Consider the following 23,557-nt stretch of genomic DNA (forward strand, 5'->3'; position numbering starts at 1 on the left):
GGCTCTTCGGGGGACACACATCAGCAAGCGATACCGTTACGCTGGGTATCCGTCGCCTTCGAAAGTAATGGGCTCGAAATTAGTCTGAGTCTCGCTGCCTTGAATCCGGACCGAGATGACGACCTTGCAGCCGGTCGGGCTATGGACAAACACTCGCGTGAGCCCGTTCTGGTCGGTACGCGCCTGAGCGGGCCGGATAATGACTGTCGCGTCCTCCGGACCGTCTTTGATCTCGAAAAGCCAATCCACGAGCTTGTCTGTTCCAAGGTTCTGATAACGGTCCATCATTACCGCGAAGAGTTCGACTTCGTGACCAGGTTTCACGGGGCCTGACGGGATCGGGGACAGGAGGGCTGGCGGGAAGGTCAAGGTTTCGGTGTCGGCCAAGACTTCGATACTGGGGGCGTACTCCACTTCAAACAGATCCAGCCAGAACTGCGGCGTTTCGGTGCCCAGCGTTTTCCCCGGAAAAAACTCCGCGATGAGCGTTCCATCTATCCCGGTCGCTTTTGTGGCAATGCTGCCCAGCCTGGCGTGCCAGTAGACGTTGACCCCTTTCAATGCAGTGCCTGCGCCGTTCTTGAGGGTCACCTTGAAGGTGATTTTTTCATCCGGTTTATTGGCCACCGCGTACGCCTTGTCGGTCAGTTCGCATTTGATGTCGACCAGTTGCTTCAGGTCGCTGGACGCTTGCACAAGGGGCTCCGGCACTTCCGACAGGCTCAGCAAGCCGTGCTCGGCAGCCGTGGCATAGGCTTGTTTTTGCGCCTCCGTATCAACGGTCTCAGGCACATTGCCGATCAGGAAAATCGTCAGGGCATCCATACCGCTGTGCGCCGACAACACGCGGATGCGCATCAGCAGGTCCAGTTGTGTCAGGTTTTTCAGCACCTTGTTTATCGGATCGATACGGCTGATACACTCGCGCACTTCCTGGACGCTCCAGCCAAAAAACTCGGCCAGTTTGAGGGACGAAGCCTGCTGGGCCAGGGCCAACGCATCACCGGCTATCGTCGGCAGTGCGTTGACCTGGCGCAGGTAGTCGAGCAGGGTCTGCGCCGGTTGCTCGCTGAGTTCAAAGGCCCGGGTGAGCGCGGTGAGGTAGTAGAGCGTTGTCACCGTAAACAGGTGCTTGTCATCCTGACCCATCCAGGCTTTGTAGCCATAATCGAGGTAGTCCTGCAGCAGGACGGCACTCAGGTTGAGTTTGGTCACCACCGCGCTGCGACGGCGCACATCGGCCAGCAACATCAGCAGTGGATCAGCCCCTTCGTCGCGTCGGAGCGCGGGTTGCGCAGGCGCGGCACCGTTGCGGTCCAACACCTGACGCAGCAGCGAATAGATCGTTGTCTTGGCCCAGGCAAGCACCCGTATGGCTTGCTCTGCGTCAACACCGGTGTACACGGCCAGGCATTCCTTCACCACCGACACCTGGGCATCACGGGCCAGCAAGAGAACCCCGAGCATTTTTTCGACAATGGCCGCGCGCACGGTGTCGTCTATTTCGCCCAGGCCATCCTTGACCGCCGCTTCAATGTGTTGGCGAGCAAAGCTCGGGTAGTCGGCCTCAGCTTCAGCCCCGATCGGCGCAAGCACCAACCCCTGCGCATCGGCCAGACTCCCCAGCAGACCGAGCCAGTCGGCCACCGGCAATGCCGGCACCCCGGCCATCAACAGCCCGGCATTGGTAAACAGCGCGGCCGGTAGCAAGCTGCCCAGTTGCTCGAACAGTTGCAGTTCAGGCTCCGAGGCGGTGACGGCGCGCGGTTCTGACACCTGCTGCAGCATCCAAAGCACCGGCAGATCACGGTCCCGGCACCAGCCCACGCAGGAGTGCAAGGCATAGATCAGGTTCAGCACATCTGGCGTGCCGCTTGTGGTCTTGTTGATTACAGGGGCCCCCGCCAGCCCGTTGACCCAGCTGTCCCCTCCCAGCAACATCAACATCAACACGCCTTCAATCGGCGTGATTTCCAGCATTCGCGCCAGTTTCGCCAAACGATAAAAACTCGAAACGATTGGCACGCTGCGTCGGAGAGTTGTTGTCTTGCCATGCGCCTTGGCAATTGCCAGGGCCAGAAAATGATAGGTCTGCAGGTCAATACCCAGCCCGCTGCACAGTTGGTTGACTGTCAAATCGTCCGTCCCCTTTACCGGCATCAGGGGGAACGGCTCGTCATCGAGCTTCAAGGGCTGGCGATAATTACCTTGGTTATTGAAGACCTGGTCGAATTGCGACAGTGCCTCCCCGCGACCGTAGATCGACAGCTCATCGATAAACGCGGCGAAGTCTTGCGCAGTACAGCCGTAGCGCTCGCGTAATGACTGGAAAAGCCCCAATGCATGTACAACGTTGTCGGATATCCACCACTCTCCTGCAGTCGCGCCGCCGCGCACCTCGGCTCTGATGGCGGCAGCCAGCAAGGTATCAACCTCGTCGCTGGGCAGCTCTAGCCAGTTGTCCAGACGCACCTTGCGGTTCATTCGGTCGTATCGGGCAAACCCATCCGCGGTGTTGGGATTCTCTGACAATCGATGCAGGAAACCAGGACCGTTTCCGCTACCCGTAATACTGACAGCCGGCGATGTATGTGCATTGAGGTAAATCGAACCAAAACGTTCGCTTTCCGAGCCAGCAGGCGTAGCCGGAACGTAGGTCACATTGGCTGAGCGAACAGGCAAGAAACTGCGAATTGACAGCAACGCCTCGATTCCCTGCGTATCGAGTGCTGTCCGCTCACCGAAGAACGGCACCTGATTCAGGTTAAGCCATTCCACTCCTCTGGCACCGAAATTAGCCAAGTAAAAAGCGTCTTGCTCTTCCTCTGTTGGACTCTCCTCCGTCAACAGCTTGCGCTGATAAGGCCCCAGCCGCGAAGCATGGGCCAGCGCGCGCCCTGCATCGTTATCCCAAGCCTCGGCTCGCAGAAAATACGGGTAATCGAGGTCAACCATGTGTGCAAAATTGGCCACCGACAGACCATGGTGCTGCGCAATGGCATCCAGGGTCACCCAATGCTGGTAATAAGGCAGCCCATTCGGGTAGCGAGCCTCAATCAGCGCTTCTTCAAGCTTCGTCTCCGGCCCATGGTTGGCGATGAAGGTTTCCAGCACCGAAACGATGATGTCGACCGCGGACACCGACGTGTGCACCGCGTTGAAGTCCACAGACAGCTTCTTCAGATCGGTGCGGCGTTCATGCAGAGGGTATTTTTCGCTGGGAACGCCATAGACTTCGATCCGATCGCGGATCCAGCGCAGCAGTTCAATCAGATACGCCACGGGCGACGCAATCGACTCCAGGGCATCCGGTGGACAAAGCGAGTCAAAGGGGGTGTTGAACAACCACTCATAGGTGGGTCCCTGGACGAACGACAACAAACCGCTCGACGGCCCTGCCTCAGCCTTTTCACTGCCCGTCAGCAAGTGCTCGATATATTGGCGGCGCACGTAAGTGGCCATGCTGTTGGCCCGCCGCAGAAACTGCCGGGCGACCTCCGGAGTGACCCCGTAGCCCCTGACCAGACCGTCAAGCCCCTTCTCCACTAGAGGAAAAATCGATCCACCCTTTTCGAGGTATTTACGCAGCTCGGCGCAGTGCGCGCGCTGTTCTTCATCAAACACCTCATCGAGCAATTGCAAGGCGGGGAGAATACGAGAGTCAGCCATGAGTCATGGTTCCTTGGGTCGATAGCAGCCCGCAACAGCCTGACGAACCCGTCAGACTGTACGTTTGGTCAATGGAATTTGGCGCCGATGCACAGCCGGCGTCTACTGTCAGAAATGACAGTTATTACAACCATTTATCGGAAGAAGCCTGTGGCGAGCGGGCAGACGGCGCAGGCTCGACTTCGAAGCGCTTGCTGTCGGCCCAGTCGGATCTCACCTGCGCGCTGTCCGTGAGGGTTTGCCTGAATCGGCACCATTGGCCACCAGGCGGCATAGGCTGCGAGGCCGCGCCCTGCCAATCTCCTGCGACGGGAATATTCGCGGCCCATCGTTGGTCGGGGTTGAACCAGCTCACAATCTCCCCGACACCTTCCGCGCCCTGGCCTGTGAACCCGACCGGGTGGCTGGCCCAGCTCCCCGCCGCCGGCGACTCGATGGTGGGCAAATACGTCCCCAGCAGCACCGGTCGCACGGGGGATTCGACGGAATCGAAACCGTCGCACGAGGCCACGACCACCACACCGTAGCGGCCATCGGGTTGATCGAAGGCCACCACCACCGACCACGTGCGATCATCCAGCACCGAACCTTGCCCCAACATCGTCATCGCTGCGTCGACCCGCTTTACCGTCACCGTGTCTCCGGGCACGCCAAAGCCTGAAACCACCGCCTGCCGGCCGATGTGTTCGTCCGTCGCCGGGGTTTCGATGCTCGGTGCCGCCGGCACGACGTTGTAGTTCAATGGCGGGCTGTCTTTTGACGGCCGCTCTTCAAACGTCTGCCTGGCCCAAATGGTTTTGCGCCCCACCGGCAACGTCACCTCGCCGCTCCAGCGACCGTTGATGCTTACCGCAATGTTCCTGAGTAGAGGCTCGGCCTCGCCCTCCAGCCAGACGTCAACCAGAGCGCCCGGCGTGGCCCGTCCCTCCAGCGTCGAGGTTCGCGGCAGATTCTGGTCTGCTTCCGGCACCGTAATTGCCGGCGGCACCACCACAACTTCAAACGTGCGCACCTCACTGCGCAACGACTCCCGTCCGTTCAGCGTCTGTTGAGCGTCAATGGTGTACTCACGAAATTCGAGAGCAGTGAGCCCGATCGACCATCGACCACCGTCAATCAGCACTTTGGGTTCACCCAGCGCTCCACCGAATCGGGCATCGCGCAACTGCATCGTCGCCCCCTTCAGACCGCTGTCCCCCCGCACAGTGATGTTGCGGTCGACTTCTGCGCTGGCGGCGGGCTCGATGATGACCGGCTGAGGGATGGGCATTTCGATCAGGAAGGTTTCAGAGGCGGCCGGCGAGGTCTGCCCGGCGGCAGTCTGGGTCACCGTGACGGTATAGGTAATGTCCGACTCAAAGGGTGTATTGCGTTCAAAGGTCCAGCGTGTGTCAGTCACCTGGGCGGTGTGTACCGTGTCGCTGTCGCTGAACGTGAGCTCAACCACCGCATTCGTCCAGCAGGTGCCCGACACGACGACGAAGAAACCGTCCACGTCTACCTGGCTGATTACCGGGGCCAAGGGTGGAATGCTGACGGCCAGCTCAAGCCAGCTCGGCGACCATTGACCATTCAGCGACTGCCGGATATGCACTTTTCGATTGAGCGTCGGGCCCCACACTTCTGAAGCCTTGCTCGACCATTGGCCGTTGGCGACCAGCGCATCGGGGGCGGCGTTGGACCCGCCGCCGGGGTTGGCAATCTTCACCGCAGCGCCGGTATGACCCCGGCCCGAGAAGGTCGGCTGGTAGTCCTTGGTGTATTGCAGATCGGTCGGATCTTTCAGTTGCCGGTTGACGGTGAACGAGTACGGCACCGATTCAACCCAGCCGTTGGCATTGTCGGGCACTTTCTGAATCGCCTTCAGCGTGTACAAGCCCAGCGTCCAGCCCGTTGCCGTCGTTTCCCATTGGCCATCGGGCTTCACCAACACAGGAGGCGGCGCCGTTCCGCCCGGGCCGCTGTCCAGAATGAGCTGGACCGTGGCGCCGGCATGGCCGGTGCCGGAAAACTTGACCGTGGTGTCGGATGGAGTCTCGACATTGACAGTGGTTAATGCGGGCGGCCTGACGTGAACAGTACGCGTGGCTGCTCGATCGGATTCAAGACCGCCGTAGAACTGTATCGCTGTAAGGGTGCGAGCACCGGGAATCAACTTCACGTTCACGGACCATCTGCCATTTATAACCGGCCCGCTGCCGAGATTTGAGTCCGACAAATCAGGATATATACCGACACTGCACCCAGTAATGCCTGTATGGCCTGCCCCCACAATAGTGACGTCCGTTTCTACCAGTGGCGGGCCAGCATCGATAGTCGGAGGGGCCAGAAACAATACACTCACTTGCGCCCAGGCAGCATTGCCTGATTTCTCATGCCGTACATTAATAATTTGCAAACCACCATTAGGGTAGTAATGTTTGGCATTAAACGTTATCCCCCATCTACCGTCGATTCCTGCTGTTACTTCTCCATAGTTAACTGTACCGTTTTGATTCATGACTTGAATGAGCTCGCCAGACGCTCCCCAGGTACCATTAATTGGTACTACTGTGTCAAGCTTTACCACCCCGTTGTTTGCGGGCGTATCTACTCTGGGGTATGTAAGATAGGTAATTCTTTTTTCAGAGGAGTACCGATGTTGATACCCGTTGACATATTGCTCAACTTTAATTATGAAAGTTCCTGGATGTACTGCGGACGCTAGAGGTATCGACCATCGGTTATTAACACCCCTTACACGCTCGGATAGCCGAGCACCGTAAGGTATCCAGACACTTAAATCAGTTCCATCGCCACCCGCCCCCGTAATGGCATGGTTAAACACCAATGCGTCATCGATAACGGGCAAGTCACTCATAAAAATGAAATACTGCTCTTGAAATATACGATTACCTGCCTGCCAGACAATAAGCTCAAAATGCCCAGCTTTTCCATTATATGCAGGAAGATCATAAAGGTATGCAGTCCCTCCGGGGCCTGTCATATTATCATTTACCAGTAGAGCCCCTCCACCTCCCGCCACATAATAATGAACAACCACATTAAAGACACCAGCATTTGAAGTCCTCAACTCCACATCAGCCCGTGAACTGAATATTACACCGCTCGGAAAAAAAGAAAAACTTATAGCCCCCCCAACTTCATCAGTTGCTTTAACCGAAAACACGGCGTCGACTGAGCCTTCATGTTCTTGCGCGCCCCCGATGCTTTTTTGATGGTCTTTCATGATCGCTCCTTAATCTTCGGCTCAGTCATCAACTTCTAGTGCTTAATATGTAGGCCAGCACCAAACTTTTGCCCACCTGTAAAATCTGACAGTTCCGATGAACGGCATGTCCATCAAAATGAGCGGCGTCCCGATTTTTCAGGCTCTCAGCAATTGACTACATCGCCTTGCGCAACGGACTACACATCCGCCAGAATCCGCCGGCTTGTGCACCTTGGCCTTGCCCCGTAACTTGATCCGCGTCGCTGCCAATCAGCGATCGGGTTTAGTCGCCCGGCGGTTCGATACATGTGTATAAGCGTCATCCAGTCGGGTATTCCCTATCCCCGCACTTGATGGTGGCTGTTCGCAGGGCGCCCTCGGGCGCGCCGGAATTCGTATCTCCGCCGGTCGACTAACCTGCTTACAGCCGCCACCCCTCGTTTAGTCGCGAGATGGTGGCAGCCCTATAACGGAGATCGATCATGTTCAAAGCCACACCCAATCCCCCCGAAACCGACCCGGTTTCCCCCTACGCCAGCCTTGATTCAAGAAAGCTCCACGCTGCCGCCGACAAGGCGCTCGACCACTACCTCAAACCTGATGTCGAATCCCTTCGCTCTTCCCAGGACCGTGCCATGAAAATGTTCACCGTTGTCGCCGATGCCAAGCCCGAAGCGCTGAACATCGAGACCTACGAAACCTTTTCCACGGTCAGCACGTTGCTGCTTGACCTGGCGGACAGCCTGGACGACAAACCGCGGCACCTGGCGATGGCGATTTACCGGATGAGTGAGTTGGGGTTGATGCTGGTGGAGCGCTCGCTGGATAACGAGAAGGCGATCAAGGTGACCTGAGCTTGATTATCAGGCGCCTGAGCTGACGCCATCGCGAGCAGGCTCGCTCCTACAGGGGATTTTCAGTGACCACAAAATTTATGGACAGCCGATACCCCTGTGGGAGCGAGCCTGCTCGCGATGGCCATTGCCGATGCATCACAACACTCAGGCAGACGCCGGCATCGGCTGAAAACTGAAGTACTGCGTCAACGCCTCCACCAATTGCCCATACTCCGGCGGTGCCCGTTGCAGGCTGAACCCGGCGTCGTAATGGTGGGGGGTTTCGTCTTCGTGGCACCACAAACAACAGGCCGTCAGGTCAATGACCTGCTGGCAGCCGTCGCTGGCGGGGATTTTCAAACGCAGGTCAAAGTCGACGCCCACCATCATGGGCAACTGACTGATGAGCATCAGCCCGTCGGCGGACACATTGCCCAGAAAGCCTATGGGTTTGTCGGTGACACTGTTGAATACTTTCAGAAAATACGGCAGTTGATGCCGCTCGATCCGGCGGTCGGTAAACATGCGCAGTTGGCCCAGCAAGGCCCTTAAGCAGGGCCGCACTAATGCTTCGGAACGTGCCGTTTTTGCTTTTGTTGAAAAGCCTGGCGCGCTCTCCCCGTTCCCGGTGCGTCAGTCCATGAATCCGCTGACGCTTACGGCTGCCGGTCACAGGTATGACCTCGGTCTAGAGACATGGCTCTAAAACCGATCCATTCGACTATAGCTCACCACCGCCGGGCGGCCAGCCTTTGCACGACAACGGCAATCAGAACCGCGTCGGGCGCACGGCGGCCGCGGCGCTGCGAGTCGGGTAATGGCCCAGGCTCTGCAAGGTTTCCAGACGGGCGCGGGCCCGGTAGGCGTATTCGCTTTGCGGGTAGGACGCCATGATGAACTGATAAGTCTGCGCCGCATCGATGAACAGCTTCTGCCGTTCCAGGCACTGGCCACGCATCATCGACACTTCCGGCCACACATAAGGCCGCGCACGGCTGGAGCGTTCGACTTTGGACAATTCGAGCATCACCTGCTCGCAATTGCCGCGATCGTAAGCGCTGTAGGCATTATTCAAATGATGGTTCATCGACCAACGGGCGCAACCCGTCACACTGAGGGCAAGGGCGGCAATGAGCACGAATCGCATGGGGGATCTCCTGTCTTGAGCTCTGTATCGACCCGCAAGGCAAATACTTCAGTGACCCAGGATGGAAATCATGCCATTGAAAAAACCTTGCCATCGATTGAATCGGTTGGCCAAGCCATCAGGCCCGATGCCCTTTTATGGCTTGGGCGCCTGATACACCCAGAATGTTCGTTGCCGCGAAGGAGAGCAATCGTTTGTTCCAGGCTTACACTGCACTGCAGAAATCTCATACTTCCTATCGGGAAGCGTTACGAAACAGCGCCATTGACCCTCATCGTCAACGCTTGCATAAAACTTGGGGTTTAAGGAGTCATCCCAGTACACCCTGACTACCATTCCCGGCTCACCCCTCCCCTCTATTTTGAAATAGTTCCAGTCAACAGTTGCGCCTTCTCCTGGGGATGTGATCTCGGGCGAGACGGGGGCTGCGGCTGTTTGCGCAAACTCGGCTTTTTTGGTCATGCGTGCGTCTCCTGAACTCGTTACCTATTAACGAGGCTCCCAATAAATAGCAGCCCCGAAAAACGAACGCCTAGCTGTAAGAAATAACAGTTTCGACAGACGGTAGAACGCAAGAGAGCGTTTTCAAAAATGTTCGGTTAAAGAAACAAACGAAAAAGTAGTGCAAACGAACAATGACTACACCCGCTGACCATAGTAGCCTCACTCAGCGCTTGAACTCAGGAGTCTTTGCATGTCCGTCCGTCGTACCAAAATCGTCGCTACCCTTGGCCCGGCCAGTAACTCGCCGGAAGTTCTCGAACAGCTGATTCTGGCTGGCCTGGACGTCGCCCGCCTGAACTTCTCCCACGGCACCCCCGACGAGCACAAGGCTCGCGCGAAGCTGGTGCGTGACCTCGCGGCCAAGCACGGTCGTTTCGTGGCCCTGCTGGGTGACCTGCAAGGCCCGAAAATCCGGATCGCCAAATTCGCCAACAAGAAGATCGAGCTGAAGATCGGTGATCAATTCACCTTCTCCACCAGCCATCCTCTGACCGAAGGCAACCAGCAAGTGGTCGGCATCGACTACCCGGATCTGGTCAAGGATTGCGGCGTGGGCGACGAGCTGCTGCTCGACGACGGCCGCGTGGTGATGCGCGTCGATACCGCCACCGCCACCGAACTGAACTGCACCGTGCTGATCGGCGGCCCGCTGTCCGACCATAAAGGCATCAACCGTCGCGGCGGTGGCCTGACGGCGCCGGCCCTGACCGAGAAAGACAAGGCCGACATCAAGCTCGCCGCCGAGATGGAAGTGGACTACCTCGCCGTGTCCTTCCCGCGCGACGCCGCCGACATGGAATACGCCCGTCAACTGCGCGACGAAGCCGGCGGTACGGCCTGGCTGGTGGCGAAGATCGAACGCGCCGAAGCCGTGGCCGACGACGAAACCCTCGACGCGCTGATCCAGGCGTCCGACGCGGTCATGGTTGCCCGTGGTGATTTGGGTGTGGAAATCGGCGACGCCGAGCTGGTGGGCATTCAGAAGAAGATCATTCTGCACGCACGCCGCCACAACAAGGCTGTGATCGTGGCGACCCAGATGATGGAGTCGATGATCCAGAACCCGATGCCGACCCGCGCCGAAGTGTCCGACGTAGCCAACGCCGTGCTCGACTACACCGACGCCGTGATGCTCTCGGCGGAAAGTGCTGCCGGCCTGTACCCGCTGGAAGCCGTGCAAGCGATGGCGCGCATCTGCATCGGCGCGGAAAAGCATCCGACCAGCAAGACCTCCAGCCACCGCATCGGCAAAGTGTTCGAAAGCTGCGACCAGTCCATCGCCCTGGCGGCCATGTACACCGCCAACCACTTCCCGGGCGTGAAGGCGATCATCGCCCTGACCGAAAGTGGCTACACGCCGTTGATCATGTCGCGCATCCGTTCTTCGGTGCCGATCTACGCGTTCTCCCCGCACCGCGAAACCCAGGCCCGCGCGGCGATGTTCCGTGGCGTCTACACCGTTCCGTTCGACCCGGCATCGCTGCCGCCTGAGCAAGTCAGCCAGGCCGCGATCGACGAGTTGCTCAAGCGCGGCGTTGTCGAGAAAGGCGACTGGGTCATCCTGACCAAGGGCGACAGCTACCACACCATCGGCGGCACCAACGGGATGAAAATCCTGCACGTTGGCGATCCGATGGTCTGAGTGATCGGCTGCTGAAAAGCAAAAGCCCCGCCATGTGAATGGCGGGGCTTTTTGTTGATCGCTCCCACGATCTGCGTGGGAACGATCGATGTCAGTGTCGGCTGATAAAAGCCGACAATGCCGCCAACGCTTCCGGCGAACGCAACCTTTGGGTGAACAACGCGCCCTCTTCTTCGATCACTGTGCGCAGCTGCTCCCGGTCCGGCGCTTTCATCAATTGCTTGCTGATCCGCACCGCTTCCGGTGGCAATGACTCAAACCGCAACGCCATCTCCCGCGCCTTGGCCAACGCCGCTTCGCCACTGCCCAACGCTTCGGTGGCAATGCCCCACGCCGCAGCCTGCTCACCGCTAAACCCGTCACCCAACAGCAACAGCTCCGCTGCTTTGGCATGCCCGAGCAATCGCGGCAGGATCAGGCTCGAACCAAACTCCGGGCACAACCCGAGGTTCACGAACGGCATGCGCAACCGCGCATCACGGCTGACATACACCAGATCGCAATGCAGCAACAGCGTCGTGCCGATCCCCACCGCCGCGCCCGCCACGGCGGCGATCACCGGTTTGCGGCATTCCAGCAAGTTGAGCATGAAGTGGAACACCGGGCTGTCGAGGTTGCTGGGCGGTTGCTGGATGAAGTCGGCGATGTCGTTGCCGGCAGTGAAGCACTCGGCGCTGCCGGTGATCAGCACGGCGTTGATGTCGGGGTCGATGTCGGCCTGTTTCAGCGCGTCGGCCAAGTGGCTGTACATGGCGCGGGTCAGGGCGTTTTTCTTGTCGGGGCGGTTCAGGCGCAGGGTCAGCAGGCCGCGTTCGCGTTCAAGCTGGATGGCATCGGTCATGGCGAGTCTCGCGTCGTTAAACGATCAGCGCTCAACCACGGGGAACAAAGACATCCGCCAGCAGTTGGTTGCGCGGCAGTCCGGCCAGGTACAAACGCCGGGCAAAGGCGTCGACACTGTCGGGGGCTCCGCAGACTAAGGCCAGGGTTTGCCGGGAAACAAGCCGCAGTTGCGCCAACGCCTGCGGCAACTCGGCCGGGGTCCAGCATTCAATGCTGAGGTTTTCACGCACATCGGCCATGGCTTGCAGGGGCTTGGCCAGGTAATGCTCGCTGGCGTCATGGGCGAGGTGAATGACACGGATGGCGCCTTGGTGATCCTGACGCAACGCTTCGCGCAACACACCGAACAACGGCCCCAGTCCCGTACCGGCCGCCATCAGCCACAGCGGTCGAGTGCTCCAGTCCGGGTCATATTGCAACGCTCCGCCACGCAGTTCGCCGAGGCGGATCGGGTCGCCGATTTTCAGCTGACGGGCCGCGTCGCTGAATTCACCCCGCTGTCGACAATCGAGGTGGAACTCCAAAAAGCGGTCTTCTTCCGGCAGACTCGCCAAGGAGTAGGGCCGTGCCACGTTGCCCGCCCATAACACCAGATGCTGCCCGGCGCTGTAGCGTAACGGTCGCTCGGTGGTCAGGCGCAACCGCAATACGCTGGCGCTCAACCAATCAACGGCGGCGACTTGCGCGGGGCGGCCGTCGACGTGTGGATCGAAGGCATGCACCTGCAAGTCCTCGACCACCTGGCACTGACACGCCAGACGCCAACCTTGCTGACGCTGTTCAGCGCTCAAGGCATCGGGACGGCTGTCGCTGGGCAAGCCTTGAACGCATTGCACCAGGCACGCATGGCAACTACCGGCGCGACAACTGTAGGGCACGGCCACGCCGTTCTGATTCAGGGCATCGAGCAGGTTGCTGCCCGGGGCCACGGACCAATGGCGCTCGCCGACGCGCAACTCAGGCATCGACGTTCTCCCACGCCGCCGCGCAGCGATTGCGCCCGTCACGCTTGGCGCGGTAGAGCGCCTGGTCGGCGCGCTGCAGGGCGTCATCGAGATCATCGCCCAGCTCCAGCAACGTCATGCCGGCGGACAAGCTGAGGTGGGCGACGTTGAGTCCGATCAACTCGACATCGGTAAAGGCGATGCGCAGCCGCTCGCAACAAGAGGTCAGGCGTTCGGCGTTGCAGTCGGGCAGCAACACCACGAACTCTTCGCCACCATAACGGGCCAGCACATCGCCCTCTCGCAGGCAGGCGGTGGCCACGCCGGCAAAGGCTTGCAGCACCTGGTCGCCAGCAGCGTGGCCATGAACGTCATTGATGCGTTTGAAGTGGTCGAGGTCGATCAACGCCAGGCCATGCACCACGCCCGCCTCCATCGCGTTCAGCTCGCGGGAAGCCAGGCGCAGGAAATGCCGGCGGTTGAACAGCCCGGTCAGTTCATCGGTGGCGACCAGGTCTTCGAGCTGGCGCATCATCCCGCGCAGGGTGTCCTGGTGCGCCTGCAAGGCAAACCGTCGTTGGCGCATACGTTGACGCGAGGCCTGGACGTAACGGGCATAAAGCTCCAGCCACACCAACACGATAAACAGCACGCACACCTGCAACGCGGCCAGCGCCGGGTCGTGCAACTGGAAGTGGTAGCCCTCCCATAGCGTGATCGCACTGAAACTGAAAAACACCAACAGGGCACAGCGCACAAACGCACGGCGCGAAAGATGGAACAGCCCGAACAACATGATCAGCAGGTAGAACACCAGGAACGCGCCGCGCGCCTCATCCAGATTGGCAACCAGCCATGTCTGCCACCCCAGGCCCATCAATACTTGTGCTTCGGTCAGGCTCGGGTCGGAAAAGCGCAGGTTGCAGCCGCTGTAAAACACCGCGAACAACGTCCCCTGGGTGATCACCACCAGCGCGCTGCCGATGGCCACGCTGGTCAGCGGCTCATCGTAATGCCCGGTGAAAAACGCCATCCACAGCAAGACCAAAGCCAGGGCGTAGGTGCCGGCTGCGAGGGCGAAGCGTTTGAGCAAAAGCCGTTGGATGGCGTTATGGGTCAATCGTTGACTCACCGTGCGAAAGGAGGCTGATCGAGTGTCCTACTCTACAGACCGAATGCCACTTTAGTGGGGTGTCTGATAAATGACCATTCAATTTTCGGGGCAGAAAACTGGCGTCAAAAGCATGTCCCTGAATGACACAAAACCTGTGGTGAGGGAGCTTGCCTGTGGCGAGGGGATTTGTCCCCGTTCGACTGCGAAGCAATCGCCCATCCGACACACGGGGTATACCTGTCTCACCGAGGTGTAGCTATCGGGGGCGGCTTCGCCACCCAACGGGGCGGGGCGACGTTTCGCTAAATCCCCACACCGCAGATAAATCCGCCTGCCGCAAGATTGACTTTCGGCGGGTGTGCCCGGAACCGAGGCGCGGTATACTGCCGCGCCTTTTTAGCGTCGCGCCAGCAGCCCCGGCGTGCCCTGACTCTTCGAGCCAGCTTCAAGTTGCAAGCTCCAAGCAGCAAGCTCAAAGCAGTACACACACTGCCCTTACTTGCCGCTTGTAGCTCAAAGCTTGAAGCTAGCTCGAAGAGCTATTGAATGTTCCCGTCTTTTAGAGGAGCGCGACTCATGACCGTGATCAAGCAAGACGACCTGATTCAGAGCGTTGCCGACGCCCTGCAGTTCATTTCCTATTACCACCCCGTTGACTTCATCCAGGCGATGCACGAGGCCTACCTGCGCGAAGAATCGCCGGCAGCTCGTGATTCGATGGCGCAAATCCTGATCAACTCGCGCATGTGTGCCACCGGCCACCGCCCGATCTGCCAGGACACCGGCATCGTCACCGTCTTCGTCCGCGTGGGCATGGACGTGCGTTGGGATGGCGCCACCATGGGCCTGGACGACATGATCAACGAAGGTGTGCGCCGGGCTTACAACCTGCCGGAAAACGTCCTGCGTGCCTCGATCCTCGCCGACCCGGCGGGCGCTCGTAAAAACACCAAGGACAACACCCCGGCCGTTATCCACTACTCCATCGTTCCGGGTAACACCGTGGAAGTGGACGTGGCAGCCAAGGGCGGCGGCTCCGAGAACAAGTCGAAAATGGCCATGCTCAACCCGTCCGACTCGATCGTCGACTGGGTATTGAAGACCGTTCCGGAAATGGGCGCCGGCTGGTGCCCACCGGGCATGCTCGGCATCGGCATCGGCGGCACCGCCGAAAAAGCCGCCGTGATGGCCAAGGAAGTGTTGATGGAATCCATCGACATTCACGAGCTGAAAAAGCGCGGCCCGTCCAATCGCATCGAAGAGATGCGCCTGGAACTGTTCGAGAAGGTCAACCAACTGGGCATCGGCGCCCAGGGCCTCGGTGGCCTGACCACCGTACTCGACGTGAAGATCATGGATTACCCGACCCACGCCGCTTCGCTGCCGGTGTGCATGATCCCGAACTGCGCCGCCACCCGTCACGCGCACTTCGTATTGGATGGCTCCGGCCCGGCGACCCTGGAAGCGCCACCGCTGGACGCCTACCCGGAAATCGTCTGGGAAGCCGGCCCGTCGGCCCGTCGCGTCAACCTCGACACCCTGACCCCGGAAGACGTGCAGAGCTGGAAGCCGGGCGAAACCGTCCTGCTCAACGGCAAGATGCTCACCGGTCGCGACGCCGCGCACAAGCGCATGGTCGAGATGCTGAACAAAGGTGAAACCCTGCCGGTCGATCTGAAAGGTCGCTTCATCTACTACGTCGGCCCGGTTGATCCGGTGCGCGAAGAAGTGGTGGGCCCTGCCGGTCCGACCACCGCCACGCGGATGGACAAGTTCACCCGTCAGATCCTCGAGCAAACCGGCCTGTTGGGCATGATCGGCAAATCCGAGCGCGGCCCGACCGCGATCGAAGCGATCAAGGACCACAAAGCCGTTTACCTGATGGCAGTGGGCGGCGCGGCTTATCTGGTGGCGCAAGCCATCAAGAAATCCCGTGTCGTGGCATTCGCCGAGTTGGGCATGGAAGCGATCTACGAGTTCGACGTCAAAGACATGCCGGTGACTGTTGCAGTAGACAGCAAGGGCGAGTCGGTACACATCACCGGTCCTGCCATCTGGCAGAAAAAGATCAGTGAAAGCCTGGCGGTCGAAGTGCAATAAGCACTGCGACTTTGCCAAAACGGCCGGCTCGTCTGAATGGACGACCCGGCCGTTTTTTTTGCTTGCGAATAATGCCGATGGCATTAAAAGCGATCCTCTTACAGCTATTTGATCTAGAACCCCCCTCCTGATCTGTCAGATCTGACAGGTTACGCAAGACTCCCATCTTGTTAGCGTCTGATCCATCACGCGACACCGTTGCCACGGGCGAACGCCAGGCCAAAACAGGATCAGCCCCATGGAAGACCAAGCGTCCCTGAATATCGTCGCACCCGCGATTGCCAAGAGCACTTCGATCGCCAGCATCGGTAATGATTGGGCTAAAGTCGGTTGGACGGGAAGCGCGTCTTTCGCGCTGTCGCTGCCGAGTTCAGCGGGACGCGGCTGCGATCCCCAACTCTCGTTGAGTTACAGCAGCCAGTCGGCGAACGGACCGTTCGGCATCGGCTGGCAGTTGAACCTCGGCGCCATCACTCGCCAGACCAGCAAAGGTGTGCCGCGCTATACCGGCGATGATGTGTTCATCAGCCCTCTGGGTGAGCAGTTGATGGCCGAGCGCAACGCCAGCGGTGAGATCGAGGAACGTGAAGTCTCTGAATACCGTGGCCTGTCTGTCGGCAAGCACGCTGTGCTGCGCTATCGGCCACGGGTCGAAAGCACGTTCGATTTGATCGAATTCTGGTATTCCGATTCGAACCCGGAAGGGTTCTGGCTGGTGCACGGAGCTGATGGCAGCCTGCACCTGTTCGGCAAGATCGAAAGTGCGCGCAAGGCAGACCCGCTGGACTCGAAGCGAATTGTTGCCTGGTTGTTGCAGGAGAGCATGAATGCCTGGGGCGAGCATATCCGCTACGAATACCTGAAAGACCAGGCTCCTGGAGAAGAAACCGTCCCGCATGACTACCGCGCACAACGCTACGTCCATCGCGCGTTGTATGGCAACGTTGCCGCGTATGACCAGTTGTACGGCTGGGACTTGCCGCAGACACCGACGCCTGCATGGCATTTCCACTTGGTGTTCGACTACGGCGAGCGCACCCGGGAGCTGACTGAAAAACCGGTGTATGACGGCCCGACGCTCAAGCCCTGGCTGACTCGTGAAGACCCCTTTTCGTCCTATCGACAGGGCTTTGAAGTGGGCACTCGCCGCCTTTGCCAGCAAGTGCTGATGTTTCACAGTTTTCCGGAATTGGGCAGCGAACCCGTGCTGGTCCGGCGCTTGCTGCTGGAGTACGCGGCCAACACAACCCCCTGGTCTTACAGCCAGATCGCGGCGGCGCATTATCAGGCGTATGACGCCGACGGCATCGTGGAAAACATGCCCCCGGTGGAGTTCGACTATTCGGCGTTTGAACTCAATAAAGAGCCGGTTGCCTTCTTCCCGTTCGAGAACATGCCGGGCCTTGAAGACAGCGGACTCTATCAATGCGTCGACCTGTTCGGCGAAGGCCTGCCGGGCTTTCTGTGTCGCCATGACCAATGCTGGTACTACCGCGAGCCCTTGCGTGCCACCACGGGCCCTGACCACATTGACTACGGCCCGTGGACAGCGCTGACGAAAATCCCGGTGGCCGACCGCAATAAACCTGCGCATCAAGCCCTGATGGACATGACCGGCGACGGGCGTCTGGACTGGATTGTCGCCCAACCTGGCATGTGTGGTTTTTACACGCTGAACCCGGATCGGAGCTGGTCAACCTTCATCCCCTTTTCGGCCTTCCCGGTGGAGTTTTTCAACACCCTTTCGCAGCTGTGCGATTTGACCGGCGACGGGCTCAGCTCGCTGGCGCTGATCGGCCCCAACGCCGTGCGCTTCTACGCCAATCAGCGTGAAACCGGTTTTGCCAGGGCCGAAGATGTCCTGCATGACCCCGACCGTTTGCCCATCTTCAGCAACTCAGGCAGCGAACTGGTGCTGTTGGGCAATCTGCTGGGCAGCGACATGACCGAGTTGTGCCGCATTCGGCACAACGAAATCAAATGCTGGCCAAATCTGGGGCACGGACAATTCGGCAGCGGTTTTGTCATCAGCGGCCCGAGTTTCGAGTACGCCGCGTTCGACGCCGCGCGGGTGCGAATCGCCGATCTGAATGGCTCCGGTGCCCCGGCGCTCATTTATCTGAATTCCGCTGGCTTTGACATTTACCTCAACCACGGCGGCAATGGTTTTGCACAAACGCCCATCACGGTCCCCTGGCCCGAGGGCGTGCGTTACGACAACCTGTGTCAGGTCACTTTCGCCGACCTGCAAGGGCTCGGCTGCGCCAGCCTGATCCTGACCGTGCCGCACATGAAGCCCCGACACTGGCGCTACGACTTTGTCGGCGCCAAGCCCTACTTGATGATCGCCAGCAACAACAACATGGGGTGCAGCACGCAGGTGGTGCATCGAAGTTCTGCGCAGTTCTGGCTGGACGAAAAACAGCAGCTTCTCCAGCTTGAGCGCCCTCCCGTCTGTTACCTGCCTTTTGCTGTGCAGGTCGTGAGTCAACAAACCCAGCGGGATGAAATCACCGGTAATTGCCTGAATCAGTTTTTCCGGTATTTCGAGGCCTGGTATGACCATCAGGACCGGGAGTTCCGTGGCTTCGGAAGGCTGGACCAAACCGACAGCGAAACCGGTTCGGACGAAGACGAAAGCTTCACCGCCCCGGCATTGGTCCGCACCTGGTTTCATACCGGCATGCAGATCAATATGCCTCGCGACGGTTATTTCAATCGAGATGATCAGGCACATCCGTTGGGCGACATGCTGTTTTGTCGATATCACCCGGGCGACGAGTACGAAGAAATCATTGCGCCCGGGGATGAAGCCACCGTTCACGAAATCGCCCGCAGCCTGTCGGGTGTCGTACTCAGGGTGGAAACCTATGCGGCGACCGACCAGCTCCCGGAGACGCCTTTTCTGGCGGTCCAGAATCGATACATCGTCCGTAACGTGCGTGAGCGTGGCGACCACTACCCCGACACGGTGTTGATGACGTCGCTGCTGGAAGAAATCCACTATCACTATGAGCGTTTCGTCGAAGACCCCCTGTGCCGCCATGTCATCAACTTGAGCCGGGACGAGTTTGGGCTCACCACTCACAGCATCACGGTCAGCTACGCACGGCGCCTGACAGAGCAAGACGAACCGCCATTTACCGATATCGATGAACGGCAATGGTGGAAGGACGCCCATGATCCGGCGCAGCAGTCCTACTACTTGAGCGAAACCCGCGCCGGGTTTATTCACCAGGTCGATCCGCAAGGCTGGAGGCTCGGCCTGCCCTATCGGCAACGGGGCAACGCCTTGGTATTGCCCAAGAAGCCAGCCGCTGAAGGGCTTGATCCCAGCGTGATTTCTTATGAGCAGTTCCTCGAACTGTTCGCCTCACCCGAATGGGCGGCCCGGCGGGAATTGACGTCGCAATCGGTGCAGCGCTACGTCTCTACAGCGAATGAAACATTGCCGGAGGGCACGGCCGGGTTCGAAGCCCTGACGGGGCCGATGGAAATCGCACAACTGAACAAGGCGGCGCTGGAGGTCTACGGCGATGTGCCAGATCCGTCGTTCGATATCCGGGCAGAACTGGAGCGTATCGGTTATCTGTGCATGAAGCTGTTTCTGGGCACGGACGCAGAGGCCGACGAAGAAGAGGACCAACAGAGAAATCTTTGGTCCGCCCTCTACAACTTTGCCCGATATGCAGACCTCGATCACTTCTACAAGGTCGAGGGGGTCAACGAAACGCTAAGCCACGGCATCACCAAGGTTCAATACGACAGTTACTGCCTGCTGATCAACCGCTTCGAGCTGCCGGATGGCTGCACCACACTCGCCGAGCATGACTATCACGCGTTGACAACGTTGCGCACCACCGATGCCAACGACAACGTTGAAGAAGTCCTCAACGATCCGTCCGGTCCGCACACGGTCACCTTCTATGGAACAGAAAACGCTGTGCGTGCCGGCTTTGACGCCATCGCCGACTATGTCCGGCCCGTTGACGCCAGCCCGGTCACAGCCATCGAATCCCCCGAGGACGCGCTACAAAAAGCCGCCAGTACCTTTCGCAAAGACCTGCTCAGCTGGATGGGTCAGCTCACCCATCCCGTCGAGCAGACACCCGACTGGCTGGCTGAGGGGACCGCCAAAGGTTACGTGTTGCCAAGCCTGCACATCCGCGCCAGTGCGCGCCTGCTCCTGGGCCGGCTCAAGTCCCGGACAACGGCGGAGCAGGCGCTGTGGGACCTGCTGCTCAGCGTGCCGCGCATTCCGCTGCACAGCGTCGTCATTTCCGCTGACCGGTACCCGGATGATGACCAACCCGCGAACTTCCAGATCATCCTGTCGTTGATCGACGGTTTCGGACGCCCCCTGCAAACCCAGCAACGGGTTGAGCCCGGTGATGCCTATGTCGTGGAAAACGGCAAACTGGTGATCGAAGACGGCAAGCCCAAGGTGACACACGCCGACCAGCGCTGGCGTATCAGCGCACGTGTTGAATACAACAACAAGGGACTGCCGGTACGCACCTATCGCCCCTATTTCGCCAACGCTTACGGCTACATTGATGACGATTGCTTCAAGGAATACGGCCATCACGATAAAAGTTTCTACGATGTGCTGGGTCGCCTGATCAAGGTCATCAACGCCAAGGGCGATGTCGCCTACACCCTCCTCCACCCCTGGTACAAAACTGTTCTGGACTTTAATGACACCTACAGTGAGCCTGCTTCGAACGCGAGCAAGGTGGACATGCAATGAGCAACTCCGCCCACTGGAACACCGCCGCAATAGAGTCAAATGATGCGCGTGGATTGGCAGCGCGCCATATCGCCTACCTGCGCAAAACGCCAGAGGACGCGCTTGAACCGCTGATCACCCGGCAACGCCATGACGTGATCGGCCACCTGGTGGAACAACGGGACCCGCGCCTGGCCGATGCGCTCAAGCCTAACCTGGCCACGGTTTATGGACTTGCCGGGCAACCCGTCTTGGTCGACAGCGTTGACGCCGGCTGGCGGATCAGCCTGCCGGGGCTGGCCGGAGAAATCCTCCGGCGCTGGGACGCACGCGGCAGCCATTGGCGCACCGTGTACGACGAGCAGTTGCGCCCCGTTGCCATCGATGAAAACGACCAACCGAACGTCGAAATCTTCAGCTTTGCCGATGCCAGCGCCGATAAAGCCTTTAACCTCTGCGGCCAGTTGATCAGGCAGGTCGACCCCTCGGGCACCGTGGAATGGCTCAGCTTCGGCCTGCAGGGCCAAGGGCTGAATGACAGCAGGACGATCACCGGTGCCGGCACGTTCCCAAGCCACCGGACCTACAGCCCGCTCGGTGCGCTGCTGACCCAGACCGATGCCGGCGATCACCGGCAACGGATGGTTTACGACCGCGCCGGACAACTGCAACAGGTGCAGTTGCGGCTCACTCCCGCCGAGGCCTGGCAGTCTGTGCTGGAAGACGCGCGCTACAACGCCGCCGGCCAGATCATCGAGCAGCATGCCGGCAACAAGGTGCTCAGCACCTGGGCTTACGATGACGCCGATGGCCGTCTCACCACGTTGAAGGCGGGTGTGCCCGGACAGGGCCTGCTCCAGCATTTTCAGTACGCCTATGACCGTGTCGGTAACGTGCTGCGCATCGACGATCTCACCTTCAAACCGGTGTACTTCGCCAATCAGCTCATCGACGGCCACCGCGGATTCATCTACGACACGCTGGAACGATTGATTTGCGCCAACGGCCGTGACGCCGCCCCGAGCACCGGCCTGCCTGGCCGCCCTTCGCCGACCGATCCCGACCACCTCCTCAACTACACACAGAAATACGAGTACGACGAAGGCAACAATCTGATCAAGCAGGTCCATGAACGTGCCGTGGCCAATTACACCCAACAGATGCGCATCGACCCGACCAGCAACCGCGGGGTGCGCTGGAAACCGGGTGACACCGAGCCGGTGTTCGACACCCTGTTCGACGCCCACGGCAACCTCCACGCCTCGGCCCCCGGAAGGCCTCTGGACTGGAACAGCCGCGATGAACTGGCCCGGGCGGTGCTGGTTGAACGTGACGACGGCCGCCACGATACCGAAGTCTTTCGCTACAGCCAGGGCGAACGGGTGTTCAAGCGCCATGAATGGCAAGCCGCGACCTTCACCCACTTTCATCAAGTGCTGTACTTGCCGGGGCTGGAAATCCGCACCCGCGACAATGGCGAAACGCTGCACGTCATCACCGTGCCGGGGGGCCGTGGCAGCGTGCGTTGCCTGCATTGGGTCAGCAACAAACCGGACGGCATCGAACAGGATCAGTTGCGCTACACCCTCGACGACGAGTTGGGTTCATGCCTCATGGAACTGGACCAGGCCGCCCGGCTGATCAGCCACGAAGGCTATTACCCGTTCGGCGGCACGGCCTGGCTGGCGGCGGCTTCCCTGCTGGAAGTCGGCTACAAAACCCTCCGTTATTCGGGCAAGGAAATGGATGAATGCGGGCTTTATTACTACGGCGCTCGATACTACGCGCCATGGTTGCAGCGTTGGGTGAGTGCCGATCCGGCGGGGGAAGTGGATGGGCTGAATCTCTACAGATTTGTAAGGAATAATCCGTTGCGCTATGTCGATAACGACGGCGAGGCAAGCGGCGAAGCGGTCATTCGCAACTATTCAAATTTCATTTCTGTCCTGGTCGCTTACGCCACTCAAACGCTCGAGCAAATCGACAACATCATCAATGAAACCAACATCGAAAAAGACCTGCTGAAAAACCTGGCCGGGGAATCGATAAATGCAGTCATCGGCTTTGCAGGCGGGTATTACGGGGCTGGAGAGGTCGGTATCGTGTTGCCGGACAAGCCACACATTGCATTCCTCACCAAGCAAAGCAAACCGCCTTTTTCAGAAGGTCTGACCGGTGGCAATCTGGGCGGTGAGCTGGCTGGCTCAGCGGGTGGGGCTATTTTGCCGACCTCCGGCCTGATCAGGCCTCTCATCCCGCAGACATCCACGATGTCCATCAAGGAAATTGATCGTCAAGTCGGCGTCCATGTGGCGGATGATTCGTATGACTGGCTGGGAAGCGGTATCAGTATTGCCCTGAACAATGTCATCGGCTCGGTGGTACCCGGGGTCAGCGCGTTCCTCGCCATGGGGTCCAGGGTTCAGGAAGCTGAAGACATCAAAAACCGACTGGACCCCGTCAAGATCAACAAAATAGAGCGGATGCTGGATGAGTGGGAAAGCGTCGACAATGAACGCTTCGCTCAATTCGAAAAAGCGTTTGACGCGGCGGGCGTCGATACTATCTACCCGCAGCGTACAACCCTCAATGTCAGTGGCTCGGCCCCCGAAGCCATACACCGTATCGATGTGCAACGCGCTCATCACAAGACACAAGATCTTATTCGCCGAAGCAAAGCGGGTATGGCGCGATACAGGGAAATGGGCACGACAGACAACCAATTCCTGGCAAGGCAAGCACGCACTGCGAGTCGTCACCATGCGCCGGCCTGAGCGACCAGCAACACGTTGCGCGCCGCCCTATGACATTGAAATCG

The 23,557-nt window shown here is 59.3% G+C and carries 13 protein-coding genes; 5 read left to right on the forward strand and 8 right to left on the reverse strand.

All coding sequences use genetic code 11. From position 1 onward, the window contains the following. Positions 1-36 precede the first annotated feature (36 nt). Positions 37-3,669, reverse strand: coding sequence for a Tc toxin subunit A (locus RHP74_RS24305; protein ID WP_311096477.1), 3,633 nt, complete (start codon positions 3,667-3,669; stop codon positions 37-39). A 124-nt stretch (positions 3,670-3,793) separates the two neighbouring features. Next, a complete protein-coding gene (locus RHP74_RS24310) occupies positions 3,794-6,898 on the reverse strand; it encodes a hypothetical protein (RefSeq protein WP_311096478.1) in 3,105 nt (1,034 codons plus the stop codon). Between the two features lie 464 nt (positions 6,899-7,362). Here RHP74_RS24310 and RHP74_RS24315 point away from each other — a divergent pair, with 464 nt between their 5' ends. After that, the gene (locus RHP74_RS24315) at positions 7,363-7,734 is read left to right on the forward strand and encodes a DUF6124 family protein (protein ID WP_311096479.1); all 372 of its coding nucleotides are present in this window, start codon (positions 7,363-7,365) and stop codon (positions 7,732-7,734) included. Between the two features lie 147 nt (positions 7,735-7,881). Here the strand turns inward: RHP74_RS24315 and RHP74_RS24320 are convergent, their stop codons facing one another. The 3 genes from RHP74_RS24320 to RHP74_RS24330 all read right to left on the reverse strand — a co-directional run bounded on the left by RHP74_RS24320 (position 7,882) and on the right by RHP74_RS24330 (position 9,325). Then, a complete protein-coding gene (locus RHP74_RS24320) occupies positions 7,882-8,241 on the reverse strand; it encodes a PilZ domain-containing protein (RefSeq protein ID WP_010457554.1) in 360 nt (119 codons plus the stop codon). 244 nt (positions 8,242-8,485) lie between these two features. Further along, on the reverse strand, positions 8,486-8,863 hold the full coding sequence (locus tag RHP74_RS24325) for a tol-pal system YbgF family protein (protein WP_010457555.1): 378 nt from the start codon (positions 8,861-8,863) through the stop codon (positions 8,486-8,488). Between the two features lie 135 nt (positions 8,864-8,998). Next, entirely contained in the window at positions 8,999-9,325 is a 327-nt protein-coding gene (locus RHP74_RS24330; RefSeq protein ID WP_221107174.1) for a hypothetical protein, read from the reverse strand. A gap of 232 nt (positions 9,326-9,557) precedes the next feature. Here RHP74_RS24330 and pyk point away from each other — a divergent pair, with 232 nt between their 5' ends. Then, positions 9,558-11,009, forward strand: a complete 1,452-nt coding sequence (pyk, locus tag RHP74_RS24335; protein ID WP_154501472.1) for a pyruvate kinase — start codon at positions 9,558-9,560, stop codon at positions 11,007-11,009. A 91-nt stretch (positions 11,010-11,100) separates the two neighbouring features. Here the strand turns inward: pyk and RHP74_RS24340 are convergent, their stop codons facing one another. The 3 genes from RHP74_RS24340 to RHP74_RS24350 are packed head-to-tail and all read right to left on the reverse strand — an operon-like array spanning position 11,101 to position 13,916. Further along, positions 11,101-11,850: an enoyl-CoA hydratase-related protein gene (locus RHP74_RS24340; RefSeq protein ID WP_311096481.1), complete on the reverse strand. Its 750-nt coding sequence runs from the start codon at positions 11,848-11,850 to the stop codon at positions 11,101-11,103. Positions 11,851-11,881: 31 nt separating this feature from the next. Further along, complete coding sequence (locus RHP74_RS24345) at positions 11,882-12,817, reverse strand: iron-sulfur-binding ferredoxin reductase (protein ID WP_077748724.1); 936 nt, start codon at positions 12,815-12,817, stop codon at positions 11,882-11,884. Further along, positions 12,810-13,916 carry a diguanylate cyclase gene (locus RHP74_RS24350; protein WP_010457559.1) on the reverse strand — a complete coding sequence of 369 codons (1,107 nt, stop codon included), beginning with the start codon at positions 13,914-13,916 and terminating at the stop codon, positions 12,810-12,812. The genes RHP74_RS24345 and RHP74_RS24350 overlap by 8 nt, the downstream gene beginning before the upstream one ends. Before the next feature lie 570 nt (positions 13,917-14,486). On the opposite strand from RHP74_RS24350, the gene RHP74_RS24355 reads away from it, so the two are divergent. The 3 genes from RHP74_RS24355 (at position 14,487) to RHP74_RS24365 (ending at position 23,513) form a co-directional block, all read left to right on the forward strand. Continuing rightward, a complete protein-coding gene (locus RHP74_RS24355; RefSeq protein WP_010457560.1) occupies positions 14,487-16,010 on the forward strand; it encodes a fumarate hydratase in 1,524 nt (507 codons plus the stop codon). A 238-nt stretch (positions 16,011-16,248) separates the two neighbouring features. Beyond that, positions 16,249-20,760, forward strand: coding sequence for a SpvB/TcaC N-terminal domain-containing protein (locus RHP74_RS24360; RefSeq protein WP_311096482.1), 4,512 nt, complete (start codon positions 16,249-16,251; stop codon positions 20,758-20,760). Further along, complete coding sequence (locus RHP74_RS24365; RefSeq protein ID WP_311096483.1) at positions 20,757-23,513, forward strand: RHS repeat-associated core domain-containing protein; 2,757 nt, start codon at positions 20,757-20,759, stop codon at positions 23,511-23,513. Before RHP74_RS24360 ends, RHP74_RS24365 begins: the two co-directional genes overlap by 4 nt. Positions 23,514-23,557: the final 44 nt, after the last annotated feature.

This window comes from Pseudomonas sp. SG20052 (assembly GCF_031766055.1).
Lineage (GTDB): Bacteria > Pseudomonadota > Gammaproteobacteria > Pseudomonadales > Pseudomonadaceae > Aquipseudomonas > Aquipseudomonas mandelii.